General features: G+C 48.4%; 22 protein-coding genes, 1 tRNA gene and 2 pseudogenes. 11 read left to right on the forward strand and 14 right to left on the reverse strand.

The window, feature by feature from the left end; translation table 11 throughout:
* Positions 1-45: 45 nt before the first annotated feature.
* The 3 genes from idnT to idnD form a co-directional block, all read right to left on the reverse strand.
* Positions 46-1,365: a gnt-II system L-idonate transporter gene (idnT, locus tag J4650_RS10950; RefSeq protein WP_023993568.1), complete on the reverse strand. Its 1,320-nt coding sequence runs from the start codon at positions 1,363-1,365 to the stop codon at positions 46-48.
* A 61-nt stretch (positions 1,366-1,426) separates the two neighbouring features.
* Positions 1,427-2,191 (reverse strand): gluconate 5-dehydrogenase, encoded by a 765-nt coding sequence (gene idnO / locus J4650_RS10955; protein WP_023993567.1) that lies wholly within the window; start codon positions 2,189-2,191, stop codon positions 1,427-1,429.
* Positions 2,192-2,215: 24 nt separating this feature from the next.
* Positions 2,216-3,247 (reverse strand): L-idonate 5-dehydrogenase, encoded by a 1,032-nt coding sequence (gene idnD / locus J4650_RS10960; protein ID WP_000453354.1) that lies wholly within the window; start codon positions 3,245-3,247, stop codon positions 2,216-2,218.
* Positions 3,248-3,463: 216 nt separating this feature from the next.
* Here idnD and idnK point away from each other — a divergent pair, with 216 nt between their 5' ends.
* Positions 3,464-3,994: a gluconokinase gene (idnK, locus tag J4650_RS10965; RefSeq protein ID WP_000896756.1), complete on the forward strand. Its 531-nt coding sequence runs from the start codon at positions 3,464-3,466 to the stop codon at positions 3,992-3,994.
* A gap of 27 nt (positions 3,995-4,021) precedes the next feature.
* Here the strand turns inward: idnK and J4650_RS10970 are convergent, their stop codons facing one another.
* The gene (locus J4650_RS10970; RefSeq protein WP_000152563.1) at positions 4,022-5,041 is read right to left on the reverse strand and encodes an NAD(P)-dependent alcohol dehydrogenase; all 1,020 of its coding nucleotides are present in this window, start codon (positions 5,039-5,041) and stop codon (positions 4,022-4,024) included.
* Between the two features lie 222 nt (positions 5,042-5,263).
* On the opposite strand from J4650_RS10970, the gene J4650_RS10975 reads away from it, so the two are divergent.
* The 3 genes and pseudogenes from J4650_RS10975 to J4650_RS10985 all read left to right on the forward strand — a co-directional run bounded on the left by J4650_RS10975 (position 5,264) and on the right by J4650_RS10985 (position 7,573).
* Positions 5,264-5,348: transfer RNA gene (locus tag J4650_RS10975), tRNA-Leu, on the forward strand.
* Positions 5,349-5,535: 187 nt separating this feature from the next.
* Positions 5,536-6,785: pseudogene (locus tag J4650_RS10980) on the forward strand (integrase arm-type DNA-binding domain-containing protein).
* 95 nt (positions 6,786-6,880) lie between these two features.
* Entirely contained in the window at positions 6,881-7,573 is a 693-nt protein-coding gene (locus J4650_RS10985; protein ID WP_023214691.1) for a SinI family restriction endonuclease, read from the forward strand.
* A gap of 31 nt (positions 7,574-7,604) precedes the next feature.
* Here the strand turns inward: J4650_RS10985 and J4650_RS10990 are convergent, their stop codons facing one another.
* Positions 7,605-8,984, reverse strand: coding sequence for a DNA cytosine methyltransferase (locus J4650_RS10990; protein WP_001581717.1), 1,380 nt, complete (start codon positions 8,982-8,984; stop codon positions 7,605-7,607).
* Between the two features lie 201 nt (positions 8,985-9,185).
* On the opposite strand from J4650_RS10990, the pseudogene J4650_RS10995 reads away from it, so the two are divergent.
* A pseudogene (locus J4650_RS10995) lies at positions 9,186-10,284 on the forward strand (IS3 family transposase).
* 196 nt (positions 10,285-10,480) lie between these two features.
* Here J4650_RS10995 and J4650_RS11000 read toward each other — a convergent pair.
* From J4650_RS11000 to J4650_RS11010, 3 genes are all read right to left on the reverse strand, one after another.
* Positions 10,481-11,197, reverse strand: coding sequence for a YebC/PmpR family DNA-binding transcriptional regulator (locus J4650_RS11000; RefSeq protein ID WP_000532939.1), 717 nt, complete (start codon positions 11,195-11,197; stop codon positions 10,481-10,483).
* Positions 11,198-11,756: 559 nt separating this feature from the next.
* The gene (locus J4650_RS11005) at positions 11,757-13,388 is read right to left on the reverse strand and encodes a class I SAM-dependent methyltransferase (protein ID WP_023994342.1); all 1,632 of its coding nucleotides are present in this window, start codon (positions 13,386-13,388) and stop codon (positions 11,757-11,759) included.
* A gap of 4 nt (positions 13,389-13,392) precedes the next feature.
* Positions 13,393-13,650, reverse strand: a complete 258-nt coding sequence (locus J4650_RS11010; protein ID WP_001054380.1) for a YjhX family toxin — start codon at positions 13,648-13,650, stop codon at positions 13,393-13,395.
* A 487-nt stretch (positions 13,651-14,137) separates the two neighbouring features.
* Here J4650_RS11010 and J4650_RS11015 point away from each other — a divergent pair, with 487 nt between their 5' ends.
* The 3 genes from J4650_RS11015 (at position 14,138) to J4650_RS11025 (ending at position 16,677) form a co-directional block, all read left to right on the forward strand.
* On the forward strand, positions 14,138-14,746 hold the full coding sequence (locus tag J4650_RS11015; protein ID WP_023993203.1) for a DUF1062 domain-containing protein: 609 nt from the start codon (positions 14,138-14,140) through the stop codon (positions 14,744-14,746).
* 353 nt (positions 14,747-15,099) lie between these two features.
* Positions 15,100-16,011, forward strand: a complete 912-nt coding sequence (locus tag J4650_RS11020; protein ID WP_000556768.1) for a hypothetical protein — start codon at positions 15,100-15,102, stop codon at positions 16,009-16,011.
* Positions 16,012-16,215: 204 nt separating this feature from the next.
* Positions 16,216-16,677, forward strand: coding sequence for a DUF302 domain-containing protein (locus tag J4650_RS11025; RefSeq protein WP_001654330.1), 462 nt, complete (start codon positions 16,216-16,218; stop codon positions 16,675-16,677).
* On the opposite strand, the gene J4650_RS11030 is transcribed toward J4650_RS11025, so the two are convergent.
* Positions 16,674-17,348 (reverse strand): dienelactone hydrolase family protein, encoded by a 675-nt coding sequence (locus tag J4650_RS11030; RefSeq protein ID WP_023993202.1) that lies wholly within the window; start codon positions 17,346-17,348, stop codon positions 16,674-16,676. The two genes, J4650_RS11025 and J4650_RS11030, sit on opposite strands and share 4 nt — an antisense overlap.
* Before the next feature lie 349 nt (positions 17,349-17,697).
* On the opposite strand from J4650_RS11030, the gene uxuR reads away from it, so the two are divergent.
* Positions 17,698-18,471 (forward strand): Uxu operon transcriptional regulator, encoded by a 774-nt coding sequence (gene uxuR, locus J4650_RS11035; protein WP_000841654.1) that lies wholly within the window; start codon positions 17,698-17,700, stop codon positions 18,469-18,471.
* On the opposite strand, the gene trpS is transcribed toward uxuR, so the two are convergent.
* A complete protein-coding gene (trpS, locus tag J4650_RS11040; protein ID WP_023994341.1) occupies positions 18,472-19,485 on the reverse strand; it encodes a tryptophan--tRNA ligase in 1,014 nt (337 codons plus the stop codon). It lies immediately after the preceding gene.
* 717 nt (positions 19,486-20,202) lie between these two features.
* Between trpS and J4650_RS11045 the strand changes: the two genes are divergently transcribed.
* Together J4650_RS11045 and J4650_RS11050 are read left to right on the forward strand one after the other, a co-directional pair.
* Positions 20,203-20,733, forward strand: coding sequence for an Hcp family type VI secretion system effector (locus J4650_RS11045; RefSeq protein WP_000907671.1), 531 nt, complete (start codon positions 20,203-20,205; stop codon positions 20,731-20,733).
* Positions 20,734-20,971: 238 nt separating this feature from the next.
* The gene (locus tag J4650_RS11050; RefSeq protein ID WP_000683247.1) at positions 20,972-21,706 is read left to right on the forward strand and encodes an aspartate/glutamate racemase family protein; all 735 of its coding nucleotides are present in this window, start codon (positions 20,972-20,974) and stop codon (positions 21,704-21,706) included.
* Between the two features lie 5 nt (positions 21,707-21,711).
* Here the strand turns inward: J4650_RS11050 and hypT are convergent, their stop codons facing one another.
* From hypT to J4650_RS11070, 4 genes are all read right to left on the reverse strand, one after another.
* Complete coding sequence (gene hypT / locus J4650_RS11055; RefSeq protein ID WP_000383511.1) at positions 21,712-22,620, reverse strand: hypochlorite stress DNA-binding transcriptional regulator HypT; 909 nt, start codon at positions 22,618-22,620, stop codon at positions 21,712-21,714.
* A 118-nt stretch (positions 22,621-22,738) separates the two neighbouring features.
* Complete coding sequence (gene iadA / locus J4650_RS11060) at positions 22,739-23,911, reverse strand: beta-aspartyl-peptidase (RefSeq protein ID WP_001113057.1); 1,173 nt, start codon at positions 23,909-23,911, stop codon at positions 22,739-22,741.
* 12 nt (positions 23,912-23,923) lie between these two features.
* Positions 23,924-24,385, reverse strand: coding sequence for a YjiG family protein (locus J4650_RS11065; RefSeq protein WP_000211979.1), 462 nt, complete (start codon positions 24,383-24,385; stop codon positions 23,924-23,926).
* Complete coding sequence (locus tag J4650_RS11070) at positions 24,382-25,053, reverse strand: nucleoside recognition domain-containing protein (protein WP_000068750.1); 672 nt, start codon at positions 25,051-25,053, stop codon at positions 24,382-24,384. The genes J4650_RS11065 and J4650_RS11070 overlap by 4 nt, the downstream gene beginning before the upstream one ends.
* Positions 25,054-25,621 lie beyond the last annotated feature (568 nt).

Genomic DNA, 25,621 nt, shown 5'->3' on the forward strand with positions numbered 1-25,621 from the left:
GGCGGGAACGTCGCCCCCATGGTTAATTGGGCTGCGGATGATGAATTAATGCAGAACCGCATTCAGCGCCAGTACGCCCAGCAACCCCATGACAGAAATCAATGTTTCCATAACGGTCCAGGTGCGTAGGGTTTCCCCGACGCTAAGATTAAAATACCCTTTAAACAGCCAAAAACCGGGATCGTTAACATGTGATGCAATAACGCTTCCCGCGCCTGTCGCCAGTACCATTAACGCCGGATCGGCGTGGGTTACGTTAATAATCGGCAATACGACGCCCGCTGTGGTTATCGCAGCCACGGTCGCGGAACCTAACGCAATACGCAGCACGGCGGCTACCGTCCAGCACATTAATAACGGAGATAGCGAGGTGCCAGTCATTAATTGCGAGATATATTGACCCACGCCGCTATCCACCAGCACTTGCTTAAACGCGCCGCCGCCCGCGATGATAAAAACAATCATCGCAATAGCGCCAATGGACTCGCCGACGATATCCATCACCTGCTCAACCGTACGTCCATTGCGTCGCCCCAGCGTAAAAATGGCGATGATAATGGCAATAAACAACGCCACTGCTGGATTACCGAGAAATTCGAAGAAAACCCGCACGGCATTCGTTTTTGGCAGCGTGATTTCACATACCGCTGCGATGGCCATCAGAATGACCGGGATCACGGCGGCAAAAATACTGTTCCAGAATGACGGCATCTCCTCTTCACTGAATAGGTGAGGATTAAATAATCCTTCAGGCGGCGCTTTCTCAAAGCGCGCCAGCAATTTTGAAAACAGCGGGCCGGCAACAATCACGGTCGGTATGGTAATGATTAACCCATACAGCAGGGTCGTACCGAGATTTGCCTCAAAAATTGTCGCAATAGCGGTAGGGCCGGGATGCGGCGGCAGGAAGCAGTGCGTAACGGATAAGGCGGCGACCATTGGAACCCCGACATACAGCAAGGGCAGTCCCGATGAGGCCACAATCGTAAAAACGAGCGGCAACAGCAGTACGAATCCGACTTCAAAAAACATTGCCAGGCCGACGATAAGCCCGGTGATCACCAGCGCCCATTGCACGCGTTTTTTGCCGAACGTATTAATGAGCGTCGTCGCAATGCGCTGCGCTGCGCCGGTATCGGAAATTAATCTTCCCAGCATCGCGCCAAAACCGAGGATCATGGCGAGTCCGCCCAGAGTACCGCCAATTCCGTTTTGTATGGAGTGCAGGACGTCTTGCGCGCCCATCCCTTCGGCAAATCCCACCACGGCGGCAACCAGAACAAGGGCGATAAAGCCGTTAACTTTAAAGCCAATCATTAAAACCAACAGCAGCGCAACGCCTGCCGCAATAATTATTAATGGCATATTCGTCTCTCTTATTAGCGCCAAAATAGCAGCGCTTACGCGCTGCGTCGCATTTCCCTGGTCAGACGGCAACCAGCATACCGCCATCGACAAACAGCAGATGTCCGTTAACAAAGTCGGAGGCTTTTGACGAGAGAAACACCGCTGCGCCAATAAGCTCCTGGGGATCGCCCCAGCGTGCGGCAGGCGTACGTTTGCATAGCCAGGAGGTGAAGGCTTCATCTTCAACCAGCGCTTTGGTCATCTCCGTTTTGAAGTATCCCGGCGCAATACCGTTGACCTGGATATTATGACGCGCCAGCTCCACGCACATGCCGCGAGTCAGCATCTTCACGGCACCCTTCGACGCGGCGTATGGCGTAATCGTGTCGCGGCCCAGCTCGCTTTGCATCGAACAGATGTTGATCACTTTTCCTGCCTGCCGCGCCACCATACGGCGCGTAACGGCCTGAGAGACGAGAAAAACCGCGGTCTGATTTACGGCGATGACGTCATTCCACTCCTGCTCGGGAAACTCAGTAAACGGATGACGGCGCTGGATACCGGCGTTATTTATCAGGACGTCAATGATGCCGATATCTTTTTCGATATGTTCAACCGCAGCTTCAATATCCTGTTTATGGGTGACATTAAAAGGAGCGGCAATAGCCTTTATCCCTTCCTGCTGAAGTTTCGTCACGGCTGTTTCGGCGCGCTCCGGGGTGATATCGTTAACAATAATGCGCGCGCCATAGCGACCAAGACCGGTCGCCAGCAAATAACCAATTCCCTGAGCGGCTCCGGTGATAAGGATATTTTTACCTGCCAGTGAAAAAAGATCGTTCATGATAGTGTCCCTTATTTTACTTTCTCAGAAAACGAGCTGAACTTTTGCCGCCTGTGTTTTGTCTCCGGCAAAGATCAGCGCCGCTTCCAGGTCGGTAAATGGATATTCCGCGCTCAGTAACGGCAGCGGATTGATAACGCGGTTGGCAAGCCAGGAAACCGCAGTATTAAATTCGGTAGTAAAGCGGAAAGAGCCTTTCAGGGAGATCTCTTTGCTTATTACCATCATCATCGGGAAGTTGGGAACTGCGCCGCCCATGCCAACCTGCACCATCACGCCTTTTGCCCGTGTGACTTCCAGACACGTTGAGATTGAGGAAGGATGCCCAGAGACTTCAAAACTGATATCGAAATACCCTTTTTCTGCTTTCCAGCCATCGAGAGAATCATGCTGTGGGTTCACCAGCGTATCCGCGCCCATCTGCCGGGCCAGCGAGAGAGAACGGGTACTGATATCGGCACATACCACTTCCGCCGCGCCCAGCGTTTTTACCGCGCTAACAATCAGGCAGCCGATAGGGCCAACGCCGGAGATAAAGACGCGTTTGCCCTGCAGATCGCCCGCCTCATGAGCCGCATGAATGGCAACCGCCAGCGGTTCGGCAAAGGCCATGGCTTTTTCGTCCGCCTGTTCCGGCCAGGGAATGCACTGAGCGGTATCGACAGCTTTAAATCGGGTAAAACCGCCATCGACATGCGGAAAATACATGGCGCTGCCAAAGAAACGCATTTCAGTACAGTGGTTTTCTTCATGCTGCAGACAGTATTTGCAATGACCGCAAGGCTTCGATGGATTAATCGCTACCGGTTGTCCTTCACGTAATAAATCTGAGTCGCTATGAACGATTTTGCCAATCACTTCATGACCTAAAATCATTGGCGCTTTTACTGTAAAATTGCCGACTTTACCTTCCTGATAATAATGTAAGTCAGACCCACAAATGCCACCACGGGTAATTTGTACGAGTGTTCCTTTATTATTCCATTCAATATTTTGTTCCGTAACGGCAACAGCACGCTTACCCGCAACAACGCAGGATTGAGTTTTTACTTCCATAAATTCCTCACTGGTCAGGTAGTTACCCTGAACGCATTTAAGCGGTTTTATTTGTCACTATTTGTGACTTATGTCACGCTGGAAAATTGTTACACTACAATGTTACGCATAACGTGATGTGCCTTAGAGTTCTTCTCTATGGAAATTAAAAAACGTGAAATTGTCGAACGTAGAGGCGTAATATTGTGTTGTGGAATATGACTCAGAGGTATTTAAATGGCCGGGGAAAGCTATATTTTAATGGGTGTTTCAGGTAGTGGTAAGTCTTTAATAGGCAGCAAAATTGCAACATTATTTTCTGCGAAGTTTATTGACGGCGATGATCTCCATCCGGCGAAAAACATTGATAAAATGTCTCAGGGAATACCGTTAACTGATGAAGACCGTTTACCCTGGCTGGAACGATTAAATGACGCTTCATACAGTCTTTATAAAAAAAATGAGACGGGATTTATTGTCTGCTCGTCATTAAAAAAACAGTACCGCGATATTTTACGTAAGAGCAGCCCTAACGTACATTTCCTGTGGCTGGATGGCGATTACGCTACCATTCTGCAGCGAATGCAGCGTCGTGCCGGGCATTTTATGCCGCCAGACCTGCTGCAAAGTCAGTTTGACGCGCTGGAGCGACCGTGTGCCGATGAACATGATATTGCGCGTATCGATGTTAATCATGACATCGAGCACGTGACGGAGCAGTGCCGACTGGCTGTACAGGCTTTTCGTCAGGCACTCAGCGCTTCCTGATCATTGTCAAAGCGCTGAGTCAGGCGGTCAGAAGTCAGCTTTTAGCACTACACGATAGCGGGCTTTGCCGTCGCGAACGTGCTGGATAGCCTCGTTGATTTGTGACATTGCGAACAGTTCCGTGGTGGGCGCGACTTTGCTGCGTCCGGCGAATTTCATCAGTTTGCGAAGTTCATATGGCGTTCCGGTTGCCGAGCCTGAGATACTGCGATCGCCGGCAATTAATGTAAACGCCGGTACGGGCAGCGGCTTCAATACCGCCCCAACGGTATGGAAGTTGCCGCCATACGTCAGCGCTTCGAAGTAGGGCTGCCAGTCGAGATCGACGTTGACCGTGTTGATAATGAGATCGAACTGACCCGCCAGTGCTTTTAACGCTTCCGGATCGCGGCTGTTCACCACGTTATTGGCCCCCATCGCCAGCACTTCCTGCTCTTTCGATGGATTTGAGCTGAACGCGGTGACTTCGCAGCCCATCGCGTGTAACAGCTTTATGGCGATATGCCCCAGCCCGCCAATACCGATGACGCCAACGCGGCTGGTAGCAGTAATATGGTGCATCAATAGCGGTTTAAAGACCGTAATGCCGCCACATAACAGCGGGCCTGCGGACGCCATATCTATATTCTCCGGAAGAGGAATTACCCACTGCCAGCCCGCGCGAAGCTTCTCGGCAAAACCGCCACGATTGAGGATAGTGGGCACTGCGCCTTCCTGGCAGTTAATTTGATTGCCGCTGATACAGGCATCGCAGTGTCCGCAGCTGCGCGCCGTCCAGCCGATTCCAACGCGCTGGCCGACTTTTAGCCCCTTATCCTGTGCCGCGCTGCCGAGTGCGGCCACCCGACCGATGACCTCATGTCCGGCAACCAGAGGGTATTGAGAGAACCCCCATTCATTGTCGATCATCGACAGATCGGAATGGCAGATCCCGCAGTAGTCGACCCGTACCTCGACATCTTCCGGTTGGAGTTCTCCCGCGTCATATTCATAGAGTTCGAGCTCGCCGCCCGCCTCTTTGGCGGCGTAGCTTTTTATTATCGTCATTGTGTTTCCCTTAATGTGGTGTTGAACTGAAAAGTGTAGAGCATGGAGGCAAGGGACGCCCGGCGTTAATCTGCTGGAGAAGGCGGGAAGTAGCCTGATTATTCTATTTAATACTCAATGCTGCTGAAATTTTCAGCACTTAGCGAAACAGGTGTACGCTCGTGCTTGCATGGCGGCGTATGACAGGTATAATCCACAACGTTTTCCGCATACCTCTTCAGTGCCGAAGTGGCGAAATCGGTAGACGCAGTTGATTCAAAATCAACCGTAGAAATACGTGCCGGTTCGAGTCCGGCCTTCGGCACCATACAAAGCTTTTTTAAGTCTACTAAAGTCTATTTACGTATACAAAATCAATAAGTTAGATATCCTACTTCTTGTTTCAGGTCTATTAAAGTCTACTATCGTATATCAACATCTACCAACAAATGATGGTATAACTGTTGGTAGCTTCGGTTCGATTGAAATTGATACCAACAAGGGGAGGGGGATCTATGGCTCTTACTGATATCAAATTCAGAACATTAAGCCTGCAGACAAACCTTTCAAACTTACCGATGGTGAGGGGATGCACCTGTTGGTTAACCCCAATGGCTCAAAATACTGGCGTCTTCAATATCGTTTTAGTGGCAAACAGAAGATGCTGGCGTTAGGGGGTTATCCAATGGTTTCATTGGCAGAGCCTCGTAAGAGGCGAGATGCTGCAAAGAAACTGGTATCTGAAGGTATCAGATCCCTCTCAAAAGAAAAAAGAGGACAAGATTGAGAAAGCGGAGCACTAACCTTTGAGGCTGTAGCAAGAGATTGGCATGCATCCTGTAGCAAAAAATGGTCGGAGTCCCATAGTGAGCGGGTGCTTAAAAGCTTAGTGGATAATCTTTTCTCTGCGTTGGGTAAACGTAAGATTTCGGAACTGAAAACTCGGGATCTACTCGCTCCAATAAAGGTAGTAGAGGCGAGTGGGCGGTATGAAGTAGCTTCGCGTCTCCAACAGCGAACGACTGCAATCCTGCGTTTTGCGGTACAAAATGGTCTACTTGAATATAATCCAGCTCAAGACATGGCTGGCGCAATCGCTGTAGCTAAACGTGTGCATCGCCCAGCTCTGGATTTCGAACGCTTCTCCGAATTGCTCGATCGTATCGAATGCTTTAAAGGTCGAAAGTTGACTAAATTGGCAGTGAAACTAACAATGCTGGTATTCATACGTTCAAGTGAACTGCGTTTTGCAAGATGGGAAGAAATCGATTTTAAAAATGCGCTTTGGACGATACCTGCAGAACGAGAACCTCTAAAGGGTGTAAAGTACTCACATCGTGGTTCTAAAATGCGTAGCCCTCATTTTGTACCTCTAAGCCGTCAGGCACTGAAAATATTAGAAGAGATAAAACAAATCAGTGGGGATTACGAGTTGGTCTTCATTGGTGATCACCAGCCGGATAGGCCGATGAGTGAGAACACTGTTAACAAGGCTCTGCGCTCAATGGGCTACGACACTAAAACGGATGTTTGTGGACACGGGTTTAGGGCGATGGCCTGTAGTGCGTTAGTCGAATCAGGTTTATGGTCAAGGGATGCTGTTGAGCGACAAATGAGCCATCAGGAGCATAACAACGTCCGCGCTGCTTACATCTATCTTGCGGAGCATCTTGATGAACGGAGGCTCATGCTTCTGTGGTGGGCTGATTATCTTGATATCAATCTTAACGATATGGTCAGGCCGTTTGAGTTTGCAAGCAGGTGATAATTCACCTGATGTAAATGAATAGGTCATGCTAGTTTTGACTGTAACTTTTTGATTTAAAGAATTATACTGCCTTAATACATAAGGAGGTTGTGATGTCAGAGGCAGTGTTTTTCGTCGAGAATGCTGAAGAGTTGGCAAAACAGAAAATGGATAATATTAATCCTGAACTTTCTGAAAAATTCCAGCTTTTAATTAAATTTCTTTCAAGATTTCCTGAAAGTTGTTCAAATCCGCGCTCGAAACAAGTTAGAAAAAACTTTGGTAAAGCAGAACATATAGAATATTTAGCTCAAAATTTCAATGAAAGTCGGCTTCCGAAAAAGCCAACGCCACCTACTACTATCCCTGATGAGGTTGTCAGTTTAGTCCTTAATGTAAGCTTTGATATACCGCAAGAAAATCTCAATAGAATTAAAGAAGAACATCGACTCTCTATGGCTTCTGAAAACATTGTTGGAGATCTTCTGGAAAGATATCTTGCTGAAAAATTAGAGCCATGTGGATGGATATGGTGTTCAGGAACAAGTGTAAAAGCAGTAGATTTTATTCATTATGACAATGAAAAAGATGAGTGGGGTCTTCTACAAGTAAAAAATAGAGATAATACTGAGAACTCTTCAAGTAGCAAAATTCGCGACAATACGCCAATTAAAAAATGGTTTAGAACATTCTCACAAAGAGATGCTACAAATTGGGAAAATTTCCCTGACGAAGTTTCATCCAAAGACCTCAATGAAGATGATTTTAGAGCTTTTGTTGAAAGCTACTTACGAAAAATTAAATAACAATGGAAGGGGGATTCCCCTTCCTAATAATTTAGACCAACTCTCCAAATATATCCAAGTCAGAAGTGTTTTTATATCGAGAGTAACGAAAATTTGGGAATGACTCGATTTTCCTTCCATTCATATGATCTAAAATGTTTTTTCCAACAGCTAACCCTAAACCAATGGGCACAGCATTACCCAATTGTCTGTATTTATCCAGAAGTTTACCTTTGATAACCCATTCTTCAGGAAATTGTTGGATCACTTTATATTCTTGAACTGATAATGGTCTCAATTCATCTGGATGAGCAAGGTCAGTAGCTGGCATCGCTGGGTGCGTCACCAATGTGGGTGATGGACGATCCCATGCAACTCGTCGTAAGAAACCTGTTTTACCTCCGCCAAGAAAGAACGATTTACCTAATGCTTCCTTTTGCAAATCCTCAGGTAAATGTTTCCAATATTGACCTTCTTTTAAAAGTCTGTAATATTTTAATCTTTTCTCTGGGAATAGCACATGCTCATGCGTGATATTTTTTAAATTAGTTATGGTTTCACGCAACGTTATCCATTTTGGAAGGCCATATTCACCTTTTTCACTATGTGTTGGTTGTAGAAAGGGAACTCTACTGCCGTCCCGCGAACATATTATTATTACCCTTTCTCTAATTTGAGGAACGCCGAAATTAGCAGAGTTATATAAGTTAAAAGAAACAGAGTATCCTGCACTTTTTATTATTCTGATAATATAATGAAGTACTCCACCAGGCTGTTCTTCAGATTTTAAAGGTGGCAAACCTTCACCACGTTCATTGTGCGGCCTATGCTTCATTGGCGCAGATAATAACCCTCTAACATTCTCGATTACAATATACTTAGGTCTGATATCCAAGGCGACATCTAAATATTTAATGAAAACGTTCCCTCTCTCATCTTCTAGACCTAAACGTTTTCCCGCTGTTGAGAACGCTTGACACGGTGGGCCGCCCATAATCAAATCAATTTCATTACCAGAAGAAACTCCAGCTAATTTTAAAATATCCTCTGTTGTGTAATCACGAATATCTCCGATAAGGGCCATGTTGGGCCTATTAGATAAAATAGTATCTCTTGCGGCTTTATCTATTTCACTCGCTAGTAGGGTTTCAAACCCTGCTTGTTCTATACCAAGGTCTAGCCCCATAGCCCCACTGAAAAAACTTAACGCTTTTGGTTTGTTTTTTGGCTCAGAGGCCAACATGCTGTAGCTATTTTGAGCATCGCTTAGGCTATTAACAAGCATCAACTTTTCAACACTCGAACTTTTTATTAACCAAGTTCTACCGGATTGATATGCATCAATGCTCCCCTGCTTGCACATAGTTCTTACACGTTGAGGAGTTAGCTCAAGCAACTGTGCTGCTTCTGTTACGGTAATGATGTCATTCATTATCATGCATTCTTTTTGTTTCCAATTGGAAACAAAATTATGTACCAAGTGCGTTTTATAGTCAATAAAATTATTACAACGATTTGAATAACGGCTGAATAATACCAACCTGCCGCGCCTGATGACCTTCCCCCTGTAAACAGTGCCAGTCTAAACTGAAGTTTCCGGTCTTTCTTCCATCTCACAGAGAAGCGCATTGTCATGAAAAAGACCCGTTATACCGAAGAACAGATTGCATTTGCCCTGAAACAGGCTGAAACCGGCACCCGCGTCGGGGAAGTCTGCAGAAAGATGGGAATTTCTGAGGCCACATTTTACAACTGGAAGAAAAAATTTGCCGGGCCGGGCGTGACCGAACTGCGGCGTCTGCGGCAACTGGAGGATGAGGATCAGCGGCTGAAGAAGCTGGTCGCTGAGCTGAGTCTGGTCAAGGAGATGCTGCAGGAGGTACTGAAGCAAAAGTTCTGAGGCCGGCTCAGAAGCGCCAGGCGGTGACATTTTTGCTGGAGGCTTACCGTATCAGCGTCCGGCGGGGATGCGGGTTGCTGATGCAGATCAGAACCGTTTACCACTGGCAGAGCCGGTGTGACGATCGGGCGATAACCCTGCGTATCCGGGAAATAGCGGAAACCCGGATACGCTACGGTTGCCCGCGTATTCATATCCAATTGCGCCGGGGGGATGGCCTGTTAACCACAAGAAAACCCACCGGATTTATTGTCCGGAAGGCCTGAACCTGCGCAGAAAACGCCCCCGCAGACATGTCAATGCAGCACGCTGTCAGCAGCGCCCGGTTCTGACGCATGTCGATCAGTGCTGAAGTATGGATTTTGTGTCAGATAATCTGTTTAACGGGCGGCGTTTTCGGGCGCTGACTGTAGTGGATAATTTTAGTCGGGAATGCCTGGCGATCCATGCCGGAAAATCGTTAAAAGGCGAGGATGTGGTCAGAATAATGGAGGGACTGCGGGTGCCGGATAAGCGGCTGCCGGTACGAATCCAGACGAATAACAGCAGCGAGTTTATCTCAAAAAGTCTGGATAAATGGGCGTATGAACACGGCGTCATAATGAACTTCTCGCGCCCCGGAAAGCCGACAGATAACCCGTTTATTGAATCATTTAACGGCACTCTATGGGATGAATGCCTGAACATTCACTGGTTCCTGTCACTGGAAGATGCGCAGGAAAAACCCGACAACTGGCGCAGGGAATACAATCATGAGAGAACGCATTCATCATTAAATGACATGACTCCGGCTGAATTTATCCGAAGTCTCCGGAAAGACGAAGGTCTCTGATTTAGCACTGTACTGAATTTGGGCCAGGGTCAATTTGGCCGGGATCTCAAAAAATGCATGGAACTAAAACGGGTCTATTTACAGCGACTCATAAACATAAATTTAAAGATCTATATATCTGGCCAGATAGACTTTTTTATAACAGCTTTATAAATTAAACAAATCTGTCATAGAGACAGATTTGTTTAATTTATAATTAGAGGTTTGCAACGTTATGATATACTTTTTGCACATCATCATCATCTTCAAGGGCATCAACAAGTCCTTCAAAGATTTCTAAATCTTCTGGTGAAAGTTCAACTTCTGATTGAGCAATCATTTCTAATTCTGTTGTTGAAAATTCAGTAATTCCAGCTGCTTTTAGAGCTGCAATTCCTTTGTGCAGGTCTGTAGCTTCAGTATAAATAACGATGTTTCCTTCTTCTTCGGTTACATCACGAACATCAACTTCAGCATCAAGCAAAATTTCGAAAATATGGTCAGGGTCTGTTCCTTTAAATACAATCACTCCAGTATTGTCAAACATATAGCTGACAGCACCTGCCGCTCCGATATTCCCGCCTTTTTTATTAAAAATTGTGCGGATATTAGCAATCGTACGGTTAACATTAGACGTCAACGTTTCAGCGATAACCATTGAACCATTGGGTCCAAAGCCTTCATAACGCCCTTGCACGAACGTTTCATCTCCGCCACCTTTGGCTTTATCAATGGCTTTATCAATAACATGTTTTGGAACCTGTGCTTGTTTCGCACGTTCAATAACGAATTTTAAAGCTGAGTTTGATTCCGGGTCTGGTTCACCTTGTTTAGCCGCAGCATAGATTTCTACACCAAATTTTGCATATACTTTAGACGTTGCACCGTCTTTAGCCGTTTTTTTAGCAACAATATTTGCCCATTTACGTCCCACTGGAAACATCTCCTCAAAGAATTATTTACATTAATGGCAGGTTAATAACCTGCATGTTTTTCTGCCGTATTATATCATAATATATAAATTCTCGTCTATGAGAAATAAAAAGTTCCAGCTTTTACGGAGGATTACTTTGATTTTAACAATGGCTAATATGGTGGGTAAGTCATTTTTTAATTTTCTTCTGGTTCTTTTTTTATTTTTAATAATTGAATCGCAGCAATAACGTCTTATTGATGGTGGTTTCGCTCATCAGGTGAGGTGGAACGCTTGCACGTCTTGCGACATATTGTGGCAGAAACTTAATGGCGAAATTAAGAGCCTATCCCATTAGGGCTATTTTACTTGCCATTTTGGACCTGGGCAGTGCTCAAAATCCTCACGTACTACGTGTACGCTCCGGTTTTTGCGCGCTGTCCGTGTCCAAACTGGCTGCGCCAATAACGCCTGGTGGGATAGTCTCTAAGACGATATATTCCCGCCTTGAGCCGTGTTAATTTGTTGCATACTTTTAAACGGAGGTATACCTCTTGTAGGGTATACCTCCTGCTTTACGTTATCGCGCGATTAACGCAAATACGCCCCAGCCAAAGTATTCTCGCGTCCAGGTGACGTGACGTTTGGGGGCTACCGTCAGTTCTGTTCGAACCTCCTGCGCAAACTCATCGTCAGGGTTTTCCTCCAGCCAGCGGCGCATGGTCATCCACTTCGCGGCTTCATATCTGTCCCAGCCTTGCGGGTCCGCCAGCACCATTTCCACTACGTCATAGCCAAGTTGGTCAAAAAAGGCGACCAACTCGGGCAGGGGACGAAAATCGGCGACGGATGAGACGCCACAGGCGTGGGCGATCTCTTCCGTTGCGGGGATCCGACGCCAGTACGGTTCACCGATGAGAATGATCCCGCCAGGTTTGAGGCTTTTGGCCAGCAGATCTATTGTCCCCGCGACACCGCCCGCAATCCAGGTAGCGCCTACGCAGGCCGCCACGTCATATTTTTCCTCGTCGATATAACCGGCCGCGTCGTTATGAATAAAATGTACGTATTCACTGACGCCGAGCTCTTCTGCACGTTGTTTTGCCTGTGTGGTGAAGAGCGGGCTTATGTCAATGCCAGTACCTGTAACACCGTAATCGCGAGCCCAGGTGCAGAGCATCTCACCCGAGCCGCTACCGAGATCGAGAATCCGCGTGCCTGGCTTCATGCGTAACGCATGGCCCAGCGTGGCGTACTTTTCCGCTGTAAACGGATTATGGATACGGTGTTCGCTTTCGCTAATGGTAAAAATACGTGGGATATCCATTGGGTTATTCCTTTTACTGAGGGCGATTCCCTCAGCGGGAGGGGCTTTTTCAGCCAGCAGCGCAAACAGCTTGCCTGCAAAAGTCTCGCCGACCGGCCAGGTGTGACTGTCCGGGCGCTGCAACACAGTGAAGCCAGCATCACCAAGCAGGCTGATATATTCATCATCGCGCCAGGCCTTCATTTGACTGCCGAAACGGGTGGTACAGCCGTTTTCCGCTATCGCCCAGAACTGCGTTGAGCTGGTTTGGGCCTCTTCATCCCAGGCATTTTCCGTTAACAGCAGATGAGGCTCGGCAAGAAACAGGCCGTGCGGACAACGCTGCCAGCCTGGCTGCGCCATGCCCTGGCGTTTAACTTCATCGAAGGTATGCACTTCAACAAGCAGTTTGCCGTCCGGTTTCAACCACTGCGCGCAATGACTGATGAGGCTTTGCGCATCCGCAGTGCTAAAGACATTCAGTTCCCCAAACGTCATCATAATGAAATCGAAAGGTTCCGTGGGGTGGTATGTACGAATATCCTGCTGAATGTAGTCAATATTCAGGTTTGCAGCTTGTGCCTGCTGGCGAGCCCATGTGATGGATGCCGGAGAGAAATCTACGCCTGTGCAGTGAAACCCACGCTCCGCTAACAGGCGGGTATAAAAACCGGGTCCACAGCCGAGATCCAGAATGCGGGCGCCAGCGGGTAACTGACGGGTAATCCATGTTACCTGTTGCTCAATCACGGTTAGCCGACGGCTGGCCCAGTCGTGGTCCTGCGACAGATGATTTTCCAGCATGCGTTGGCTGAAGGCTGGCTCGTCCCAGGGGATTTTGCCTTCATCGGGTAATAGCCGAATGCGATGCGTTGCAAAAATAACGGCGCTGATATCCATCATCATCTCCTTAGCGATTGTCAGGCTGGGCGCGAACGTTGTTCAGCCCGGTTGTATTAATGCGGTAGGGCTGACCGTTAACGGATTTGATCAGCTTTTTGGTTTTGAGTTTTTTGAATACAGCGAGCGTGCAATCGGCGAGCAACAGCCCTTCGCGGCTATAGCACTCAACGGCGGTGACGCGGCCTGACGCATCGCGGATGTGCGTAATGCGTCCGCCTTTGGCGAGAACGTGTAAGGTACGTTGTTCCTGACGGGATAAATTCATGCTGAAGAACCTGTTTAATCATCATAGGCAAAACGTGCAAACACACTGCGGTGTCCGCATTCGATTTCGGCGCATTGATAATCAGTCCGGCCTGAAAAGGTCGGGGAACTGATTATCAGATGATGACATTCTCCAGCATCAAAGCCTCGGGTTGAGTTGAAAGGTATTTACGTCGTGAATGATAACACCTGATTTCTGTAAGTGAATAACCGGGAGTGAAAAGTGTGATCTCAAAGGGAGGATCATGCGTTTAGCGTATCAGATGAATAGCTCCCGCAATTACCATAATGAATATTGATTAAACTCATATACCCGATAATGGCCGCTTTGATAGTCTCGGCGTATCTTTTTAGCCATTGACAGGGTTGTTGCGTTGGAAATCTTTTTTTAACCCACTGAAAAATATCACTTAAATATTTTTCATACATAAACATTTATGGTCCGCTGAGTTCGGATCCGGTTTTGTATGGGTTAAAAAAGGTACGTTATGAAAGTCATATGGACTGTCACTCCTGTGGGGTATCAGCGCATAGCGAAACGTTGCCCTTCATGCAGCGTAAAACGGGACTTCACGCCTTCTGGGGCATTTCGGGTTAATTCGCAAAAGAAGGTACTCGATGTCTGGAGTATCTATAAATGCACACACTGCAATTACACCTGGAATATCTCCCTGTTCTCGCGCCTGCCAGTCAGCAAAATTAACCGCGATCTTTATGGCCGACTGATGGCGAATGATGCCGCCACGGTGCAATATTTTGCTTATGACAACGCGATCCTGAAGCGAAACAATGCTGAATTATCGGGGCAGCCTGATTTTCACATTCAGGAACGGTGGCTGGTCAGTATCGCCTCCCACAAGCAGGTCAGTGTTAGTGTCAGGATTTCCCGTTCTTTTCAGGTCAGCCTGCTGTCGATTTTGAAGAAGCAACTCCTGTTAAGCGCAGCCGAAATCAAGAGACAGATTGAAACAGGGCAAATAAGTGGCGTCACGGTGAAAATGCTTAAATCGCGAAAACTGAAGAATGCAAAATATGATTTGCAGCTCTCAGTTGAAACACTGTATGACCGGCGAAGGATTGTTCTGACCCGTCGATAAAAACAATAAGCTCACCTTACGTTTAAGTGTGCTGGTATGGCAACGACGCAACGGAATGAAAGAAGGACTAAGGGACAGGTGAGCTTTAGTTGAATAACCCTTGTCTGTGGCATTCAGTGAAGACTGAATGCCATGGATAATCCAGACGTTTTCGCACCAGTGATGATCAGCAGAATGACAAAGGGCGATGGGATATAATTATCTGTAGAGTAAATAAATATTCACGCAACACCATTAAAAAATAAGAAAAAATGGCTCACTGTTGAGCTGATATTAATACCTGAACCACTTAATTAGAGTAATGTGGCGCTATTCATAGCGTAATTTTTTCTGTTGCGGTTACAGGGGGAGGAATGCACACCTTTAGACCATACTCACTAAGGCATAGCGATCTGTTATATGAAGATATTCCGTTAGAAATACGCGAGCAAATAATCTTATTGATTATTAATACGTTAGGGAATTGCTCCTCTTTTTATGATATGACATTATACTGCTATCATAATAGTCATTCTGACGAAGTTTATCGAAGAATATGTAAAACGTTGCGCAAAGAGTATGGCTTATTCACCTTATATGCGCATTCAACGTCATATCTGGATGAAATGAGTAATCTGTTATTAAAAACAGATGATAAAAGAAAGCATATTGATACCATTGAGCTTGCTTTTAACTATATAGATACCTACCTTCGGACCTATGAAGTTACGCTTGGGTTAGAACCGGATAAGGCGATTAGTGAATTAAATAATATATTTCATGAGCATGGTTTAAAATATCGATATGAAAATGGTAGGATTGTAAGGTTGCGCAGAATAAAACGGCTTAAAAACATATGTTATTATTTGTACTCCCCTGGAGAGTATGGCTTTGTCGAATATGATCTTATGGAAGCGTATAATCGCCTGATGCTTAATGATTTTGCCTGTGTCGTAAAGGAATGTCATGCTGTCTTCAGAAGCGTTCTTCTCAGAATTCATGAGAGAAAAGGTATCGCATATCATGAACAAGATAGTTTAAATACACTAATGGCTAATCTGATGGCGAGAGGCGTTATATCTGCTGAATATGCACATAAATTTCATTTTTTAAGTAACGTGCTGGAGTCAGAAATATTTCTGCCGATGGCGCCAGAAAAATCGCATCATCACTACGCAATGATGCTCCGTATCTCTGAAGAGTTGGCCTGTAGTATTTATTATCTTACTGAGCGGAGTATATTCTTTCTTACCCAGCGGGCTGAAGAAGACAGTGTCGCGCCATAATAATGATCTCGCTGTCGCTCAGTCAGACTGGATCATCGTTATTTAAATTTGTTCAGACGTCGGAATTTTTTGTTGTGCCGTCTGTTTTTTTAGTGATGAGCTGTTCAGTGCAATAATAAGGGGTACAGTACGATGACTGATTTTTAAACTGCATATCATCTGTGTCGCATTTACTCATGGGTATTGGGTCAGGGAGAGAGAAGAATGAGCACTATTTTAAAGCCTTTTTTATTGGCAGTAACCCTGATGTTAATCTTAATAAGGCCTGGCTTTGCAACGGAGGATGGAGCGATAACCATGGTTAAAACCTACAGCGCTTATGACTATTTGCAGACCCGAGCGCGGTTGATGCACGCTGTCGCCGATCACGGTCTGGTGTTATTTGGGGAATTTGATCATGCCAGAGCGGCACAGAATGTTAACCTGAAAATGCCGCCGACAACGGTTCTGGTCTTTGGCAATCCTAAAGGCGGAACGCCTCTCATGCTGGCGCATCCCGAACTGGCACTGGATTTACCGTTTCGGGTGCTCATTAGCCAGCAAGCCGATGGGCGAACGTTAGTCAGTTATCATCCCGCTGAAACGCTGCAACGTTATGGTCTTGATGCCGCAGATATACAGGCTTTGAAAAAACTGGAACAGCTCGTTGAAAAAAGTCTCCACTAAAGCTGAAAATCGGGCGATGTGTTTGCACGGGTGATGTCGCGAATAAATGCGCTCACATCGTCCATTACCTGATGCGACAAGGCGGCATCGAACGTGGCGCTATCAGCATCACAGAACCCGTGCCGCGCATCGTACATTTTACACTGCACCCGGGGGCGCTTTTCCAGCGCCTGTCGCATGGCGAGGGGATCAAACGCCGGCTCATAACGCGCGATAATAACCAGTGTCGGACAGAGAGGCGCAAGATGAAGGTACTGGCGTATACGGGAACCGTAATAGCAAACGACGCCATCGCATAACCCACTGGCTGCACTTAGCCATGCGAGCGTTGCGCCGACGCTATATCCTACGACGATTAGCGTCTCGTACTGCGTTCTGAGCTCGTGGAGTAACGTGGTAACGACGGCGGGATCAAAGCCGACATTTGCTGAAAAGTGACGGTAAGCCTCCTGCTGCTGTTCATAGCGAAAGGGGGTATGGTGAGGAAACAGCGCGGGAATATAGATGTCGAATCCGCGCGTCATCCATTCATGGCCTGCGCGTTGGATATGAGCGTTAATACCATAAATTTCATGCAGAATAATCGCTGCCCGGCGATGGCGGCTCGACAAACTGGAGGCGTTGCTTCCCCCGGATACGCCTGGGGCGAAAAACACGGTGTCTTTTATCATAACGCGTTCTTGATACAAAGAGAGCGGCTGGATTTTCGCCGATCACGCTATGTCAGAGGCGTTGTTCCTGTCAATGTACAGACACATTTTATGGCCTGATTTTTGGTTGATAAATTTTATATTGGTAAACCAATATGCTGTTCATATTCAGGCATCAGGGCTAAAGGTGGAACATCAGTCGTGTATTGTCTATTGCCTTTCCTTTCATCTGGCCTCACTAGCGAAACGGGGCGCATTATTGTTTTGTTGGTTGACCAGTTTCGCGTTTTTGGTGTGCTACGCGTGCTATCCCTATTTACAAATGCTATAGTCTGATACCGGGAAATCGCATCGGACGGGCACGACCAATATGAAATCAAACACTTCTCAGCAAAGACCTTACCAGGAAGTGGGCGCAATGATACGGGATCTGATTGTTCAGACGCCGTACCGCCCCGGGGAGCGCTTGCCGCCGGAAAGAGAGATCGCTGAGAGGCTCAATGTGACGCGTACCGTCGTGCGTGAAGCGCTGATCATGCTGGAAATTAAAGGTCTGGTTGAAGTCCGCCGCGGCGCCGGGATCTACGTGCTCGACAGCGCGGATAATAACGAGATGGAAGGCGCTGACGTCAATCACTGTAATGACGCCGGGCCTTTTGAACTGTTGCAGGCGCGTCAGTTGCTGGAAAGCAATATCGCTGAATTTGCCGCTCTGCAAGCCACCCGCGAAGACATCATTAAAATGCGCCAGGCGTTACAACTGGAAGAGCGAGAGCTCGCCTCCAGCGCGCCGGGCGGCTCAGAAAGCGGCGATATGCAGTTTCATCTGGCCATTGCCGAAGCGACCCATAACAGTATGTTGGTAGAGCTCTTCCGTCAGTCCTGGCAATGGCGTGAAAATAATCCGATGTGGCTCCAGCTTCATAGCCATCTGGGCGATACGCTTTACCGTAAGGAGTGGCTGGTCGATCATAAGCAGATCCTCGCGGCGTTAATTAAGAAAGACGCCCGCGCAGCGAAGCTGGCGATGTGGCAGCACCTGGAAAACGTGAAGCAGCGTCTGCTGGAGTTTTCCAATGTTGATGACATCTACTTTGATGGCTATCTGTTTGAGTCATGGCCGCTGGACAACGTTGATGCCTGATTATACCTGGAATAGCGTGGGCAGGCCCAGTCCACGTTTTACTTCCTGTAACGTCTTTTGAGTGACCTCATGGGCCCGCTCGCTACCTTTTTTCAGCAATTCCATTAGCATTCCCTTATCTGCAATAAAGGTTGCCCGTCGTTCGCGTATGGGCGCGATCAGTTCTTGCAGGCAGGTCTCCAGCTCATTTTTACAGACACGGTCGCCTAATCCGCCTTGTTGATAATGTGCTTTCATCGCCGCGACTTTGGTTTTATCCGGATGGAACGCATCCAGCCACGTAAAGACGACGTTACCTTCTATTTTTCCCGGATCGCTAATTTTTAAATGACCGGGATCGGTGTACATCGCGCTGACCGCACGGTGGATGGTCTCTTCGCTGGCGGAAAGAAGCAGGGTATTGCCGAGCGATTTCGACATCTTGGCGCTGCCGTCAATGCCTGGCAGACGGCCCGTATCGCTCAGGAGCGCCTGACAGGGTCGCAATACCGGCGAGGAGAAAAGACTATTCATCTTATGAACGATCTCATTCGTTTGCTCAATCATGGGCAATTGGTCGTCGCCAACCGGTACCATTTCGGCCTTAAAGGCGGTGATATCTGCCGCCTGGCTAATGGGATACGCCATGAACCCGACCGGCAGGGAACGGGTAAAGCCTTTTTGGGCAATCTCATTTTTTACCGTAGGATTACGCTCCACTCGGGCGACGGTAACAATATTCATATACAGCACCGTTAATTCAGCGAGGGCGGGTAATGCGGATTGCAGGCAGATCGTCGTTAGCGCGGGATCGATGCCGACGGCCAGATAGTCAGCTAACACCTGCGGAATATTATCGCGGATTTTTTGCGGATTACTGCCGTTATCGGTGAGTCCCTGCAGGTCGGCAATCAGGACATACTGTTGGTGATCCTGCTGTAGCGCGACGCGCTGGCGCAGTGAACCGACATAATGGCCGAGGTGCAGCGAGCCAGTGGGGCGATCGCCAGTCAGAATGATAGGAAGGGTGTTCATTAAGGACTCCTTTATGCTTACTATAAAGCCGAAAGACGTCCCGAAACGCAGTAGCCGCCTTTCGGCGGCTACTTAAAAAGGGATAGTGATCCGTGCCGCCTTCAGGAAGGCAGCCACCAGCGGAGATGACGTTGCGTAGCGTTGGATCGTTTCGTGTTCATGTGATCTAACGTATCACGACTAAACGTAAGGGTAAAGCGGCTGGCGTGTCGTCCGGGCATAAAGTCATATCGCCTGAACAGAGAACATGTCACTGACTTTGAAACGCGATTTTATAATTTGCTGCCCAAAAATACGTGGCGCTGAAAGGCGCATTTTTGATGCAAATCATTTATTACTGTGATAACACTGCGCGCGATAAAAACATTAAATATATTCACATAGTAAATATGTTCTATTGGAATGGTTGTTTTCGATATGACAAAAGTCTAAAAAACCCATTGATGTGAAAAGGAATAAGAATTGTCTATATTCCGATTCGGTGGAATTAAGTAATTTCTCGGATAAAAATAAGAAATGATATTGATATTTCTTTTTTGATATGGTTCTTATAGCGGCTATGGTTATTCAGGAAACGATGCTTGAATGCCTGGCGTAATAGATTTCAGGTCAGTAGCGCTATTGTAAAATGGATTGTTGATGGCAGAAGGTATTTAGCAAGAATCCAGTTATAGCAGATTGTCGGTATTTAATCTGGTATACAGAGACACCAACGAAATGGCTGGAAAATGGAACGTTCTTTCATTGTTGGCGTTCCGTCCTTGTCAGCCTGCTTTGCCGCATGATAATCACGGAGGGGGGATGGACGCCATCTATTTAAAACTGGACGGTATTGAAGGCGAAAGCCGGATCAAAGGTTTTGAAAACCAAATAAAACTTATTGCTTACAACCACAACCCGACGAAACGGGAGTCCGGCGAAGCGAGAGGGACATATATTGGAGGGTTGACGCTGACAAAGCCAGTCGATCTTGCTACGCCTGGCCTCTATGAGCACTATTGTAACGGGAAAACGGTGAAAGAAGGCGTGCTGACATTATGCCGTCGTGATAAGGGCGCAATGCTGCCATTTATTATTTATACGCTCACCAATGTGCGAATTTCACGCATGAGCAATCATGGCGACGCCGAAGGCAGCGCCACGGAGACCGTGGATTTGGTTTATAGCCATATTCGCTGGGATATTCCCGCATTAGCGTCGAAAAGCAAAACACGGCGGCCCCTTCACCGGCAGGCGCTGTGGCGATGAGGACAAAACAAGCTTGCGGACTCGCAGTGGGCGATGCTGTATAGCGAAATGGCATTTAGCGGCTTGCGAAGGTCGATGAGCGCTCATGTAACCAATCGATTGCCTGAAAAGGCGATAACGCGTGGCCATTACACCCGTTATGATTTTTACGCATAGCCGCTAATAAAACGGCATTTTTTATATACACATCAAGTTGATAGTGTGTTTCTGACCTTGACGTAAATAAGCGGGAAAAGCGATGAAACACACCATTGGGATACTGGGGGGGATGGGACCTGCGGCAACGGCGGATATGTTGGAAAAATTTGTTGAATTGCGACATGCCAGTTGTGATCAACAACACATCCCGCTCATTGTCAGCTCTATCCCTGATATTCCCGATCGTACAGCATGTCTGTTATCCGGCGGGCCTTCGCCATACCGTTATCTGGAGCGTTATCTGCATATGCTGGAAGACGCCGGGGCGGAGTGTATCGTTATCCCATGCAACACTGCACATTATTGGTTTGATGATTTACAGAACGTCGCGAAAGCGCGAATGATCAGCATCCTGGACGCCACCCTGGGGGATATTCCGCCATCGGCGCGGCACGTTGGTCTGCTGGCGACCAATGCGACGCTGGCAACCGGGTTATATCAAAAGAAAGCGCTGGCGCGGGGGCTGACGTTAATTCAGCCAGAAGACGCGGGGCAGGCGTTGGTAATGCAGGCTATTTATACGCTTAAACGTGGCGATAAAACTGCGGCGCAAGCGCTGCTGCTGCCGCAAATCGATAGCCTTATTGCCCGTGGCGCTCAGGCAATTATTATGGGGTGTACCGAAATTCCGCTTATTGTGGCCGGACATGAACGCGCGATAGCGTGCCCGATGATTGATTCCACAGCGTCGCTGGTGCGCGCGGCGATTCGTTGGTATGAGTCCTGGCCAGACACCCGCGCCTCTTTGACCGGGGAACAACGCCTTACCGCCTGATGTGTTTACAGCGCGGCCTGAAGCCCACGCAGGTTGCGCCAAAATGTTTCGGCTACCTGACTCATGCGGGTATTCATGCGATAAGCATAAGCCTGGATCGGGATAACCAGTTCGTCGGCATCAAGCACTATCAGGCGCCCGTCGGTAATCTCCTGACGGATAGCATACTCGGGCAACCAGGCGATTCCGCAGCCGTCCATCGCAACCTGTTTTAACAATTCACTCATCGAAGAGACGAAAAATGTACTGAAACTCAGTTCAGCATGGCGAGTCAGGGTACGATTTATCAGCCGGCCCATATAGGAGTTCTGACTGTAATTAAGCAGGGGAAAGTGCGGCTGCTCAAGCGTATAGCGCGGCTCGCCCCGGCCATTGTTGGCGCAAACCGGAAACAGTCTCGACTCAAACAGGCGGATATTATCAAACGGCGCTTGTTGCAGGTTTTCATCGTGATAGGAAAAGATAAAATCGCTTTGCCCCTCACGTAACATATCCACCGCTTGGTCGACATCTATCGCCTCAACGGCGTAGGTAAACTGCGTCGGCATCTGCTTAACGATGGTCGGCAACAGGCCGAGGGAGAGCGAGTGGGCGGCGGCAATCTTGATTTTACGCAGCGTATAATCGCTGCCGCCGCGCAGTTCGGTCAGATTGCTTTCCAGCTGCTGTAACAGGTGGCGAACCTGAGAGTGAAAGATTTTACCCTGTTCGGAAAGCTGTAGCGGTGAGACCTGCCGGTTAAACAGTTCAACGCCCACGGCATGTTCCAGGGCGCGAATCCGCCGGCTAAAAGCGGGTTGCGATACGTTGCGGATAATGGCGGCCTGAGAGAAATTGCGGCACTTTTCCAGCGTCAGAAAATCATATAGCCATTTTGTCTCAATATTGTGCAAACCTGCTCCAGTTACATCCATTTACCGTTATCCTGTCAGCCGCCCGAAGGGGCATTCTACGTCCATTCGGGCGGCTGACAACCGCTTATCCCGTCCTCTTTCAGAATGCCGTGATGGGGCAGCCTGAAACTAGCGGGAATTACGCCGGTTCAAAGGTACCTTTTACGCAGGCTTTCCCCTCATTGACCATGCGTTTGCCGCGCGCATACACCTGCTCAATGCGTAAATCTGCGCTAAAGACGAGCAGATCCGCATCGTTACCGGGACGGATTTCGCCTTTGCCGTCCAGACTGAGGAAGGCGGCTACGCTGGTCGTCAGCGGACGCAAAGCATCGGTCAGGCTGAATCCGTAGTGGTTAACCAGCGTCTGCAACGTCTCCAGCAAACTTTCGAAGCCTGCGACGCCGATACCCGTCAGATTTCCGGCAGCGTCAAATAGCGGCTGGCTGCCGTTACCGTCTGAACTGAGCGTCACTCGGGAAAGCGGGACGCCGGCTTTTACCGCTCTGGCAATGCCCTCCGCCGGCGCGACGGGATCCGGGATACTGGTGGTAATGTCGATTACGCCGCCTTTAAGCGCAAACGCCAGCGCCTGCTCGAAAAGAGATTCGCTACGGTTGACGTGGGTAGGCAGCAGTTTACCGATCGGCACGTCGCTGTTTTCCAGGATGTCATACAGCGGCTGTAACCCTTTTTTGCTGCTGCCCATATGAAAAACGCTGACACCGGGTTTACCGCCCAGCAGGCCTCCAACGCGTGATTCAGCGGCCATGCTGGCGAGTTGATTCCCGCTGGGCGCGGCGGAACGGTGGTCGGAGACTGCGCATTTCACGCCAATGACGCGATCGATCAGCGCGACGTCTTTTTCTACCGAGCCAGTAATGGTCGGCGACGGAACGTGATAAGCGCCCGTGAGCATCCAGGCGGTGATCCCCTCCTCATTTAGCGCTCGCGTTTTGGCTAACAGCGACGCGGGATGACGGCTGACGGAGTCGGTGCCAAGCAGGCCGACGACCGTTGTTATCCCGGCTTCCGTCAGGCGGCTCAGGGAGACTTCCGGCGTCCGCGTCGTCGGCCCCGCTTCGCCGCCGCCGCCGATCAGATGAACGTGTTGGTCGATAAAGCCCGGGCACAGCATACGGCCGCTAAGATTAATCACCGCACAGTCCGGTACGATATCGCCGGGGATGTCAGCGCCGACGGCAATAATTTTGCCATTCGCGAGTAGAACATCGCAGATGCCCCGGTCTTCTGGCGCAAACAGGTGCGCACCCTGTAATAAGGTAAACTCCGCGGCGGATAAATCAGGCATGATAACTCCTTATTAAACAATAAGCTGCATGACCCAGATCGACAGCAGCGCATTGATGGCGCAGACTGCGATAATATGCGGGTAATATTTGGCGTTGACTTCGGCAGTACCGAGACAGCGGCCGACATTCTGTACCGGGTTTCCCATCAGGTAAATGGCTGGCAGTAGTACGGTAACATCGTGGCCGCTTAGCGCGCCGGCGGTAGCCAGACTGGCCGCCACGCCAACGGCGCCGCCCATACTCATCAGCGAAGCCAGAAGCACCGTAGCCGCTTCGCCGGGAAGCCCCCACAACGCCATCACGGGCTGGCAGATATGGCCTACCCAGTCGAGCAGACCGGTAATTTTCAGCGCCTGAATAATGACAAATGCCATGACCACATTGGGTAACAGGTTGGTCGTGGCGATGGTAAAACCGCGGCGTGCGCCATCGATAAACATATCCATGACATTCTTACGTACCTGAGTCGTCATGATTGGGCTCCTTGCGCAGGGTGACGGCGTTCTTCGATGTTAATCCAGATGCGCAAAAGGTTTGCGCCGATAAATTTGAATAGCAGAATGACCACCAGCGGAATGATGACTGACGTCCCCAGAAAGGCGAATACCGCAACGCCGGAGGAGAAATAGTTGGTGATAATAGCGCTGCCGCTGGTCTGCCAGGCGGCAAAAATCACTTTATCGCGTTCGGTGATTTCACCTTCCTGCGCCAGCTCTTTAGTCATACCCGCCGCGGCGTCGGTATTTTGCAGGTTGGCGATCAGCGCCAGTGAGCAAATGCCGGGAATGCCAAGCAATGGTTTCAGGATAGGCGTCATCAGTTGCTGTGCCGCCCGCAGACCGCCCAGTCCATCCGTAATCGCGATGATACCCAGAGAAAGGATAACCGACGGTGCCAGCTCCAGCGCAAAAAGGAAGCCATCTTTCGCGCCCGTTCCGCCCGCGCCGCGAAAGGTCTGCGTACCGGTCACATGACCGAATGACCCGTTGAGTACGGTAAAATCAAAAACGCGCCACCAGCCTTCGCTTCCGGAAAATACGCCGGAAAAGAAAATAATGGTGAGAAAAAACGCCAGGTATCCCTTTATCCCGACCTTTTCTGTATCAAGCGGCATGGCCGCCCCGTCCACTTGTTGCGCCATAGCGATCCCCGAATTTTTTTGATGATGTGTTGGTTGTAGCCACAGGCCAAAAAGCCCGAAACAGAAAGACCTTATCAGCCCTAAGGGTAAGGACAAAATGCAAGTATGTATCGTGCTATGCGTTTCTTGCATAGCAGCGCGAAAAATCACCATCCTCGCTACTGCCGGAGGCGCGGGGAACCGTGGACGGTATAACGCGCGGTAAAAAAGCAAAGAAACAGGTGTTGACGCAGGCCAGAGCCGGGAGCAGGAAAAAGGGGAAATAAATTTGACGTTAGTCAATTTCACGCCACTTAATTATCGTTGTTAAAAAATAGGATTTTTTAACCTAAATTTTACTTTTTTACTGTAATTTTTCACGCCTTAAGAGGAATTGTCACGGTCAGGTCAGTAGCCGCTGATGGGGCAGCTTGCGCCCTAAGAATCCTGCGGGCAGGTAATAAAAAACGAATAATCGAATTAATTTCATAATGTGATTTATTTATAATTGTGATGATTTGAGAGGGAACGATAATCATCATAATGGAATATATAGCCAAAATAATTCGAGTTGCTTAAAGGCGGCAAG

The sequence above is a fragment of the Salmonella sp. 32120201201600049SM genome, assembly GCF_017572835.1.
Classification (GTDB): domain Bacteria; phylum Pseudomonadota; class Gammaproteobacteria; order Enterobacterales; family Enterobacteriaceae; genus Salmonella; species Salmonella enterica.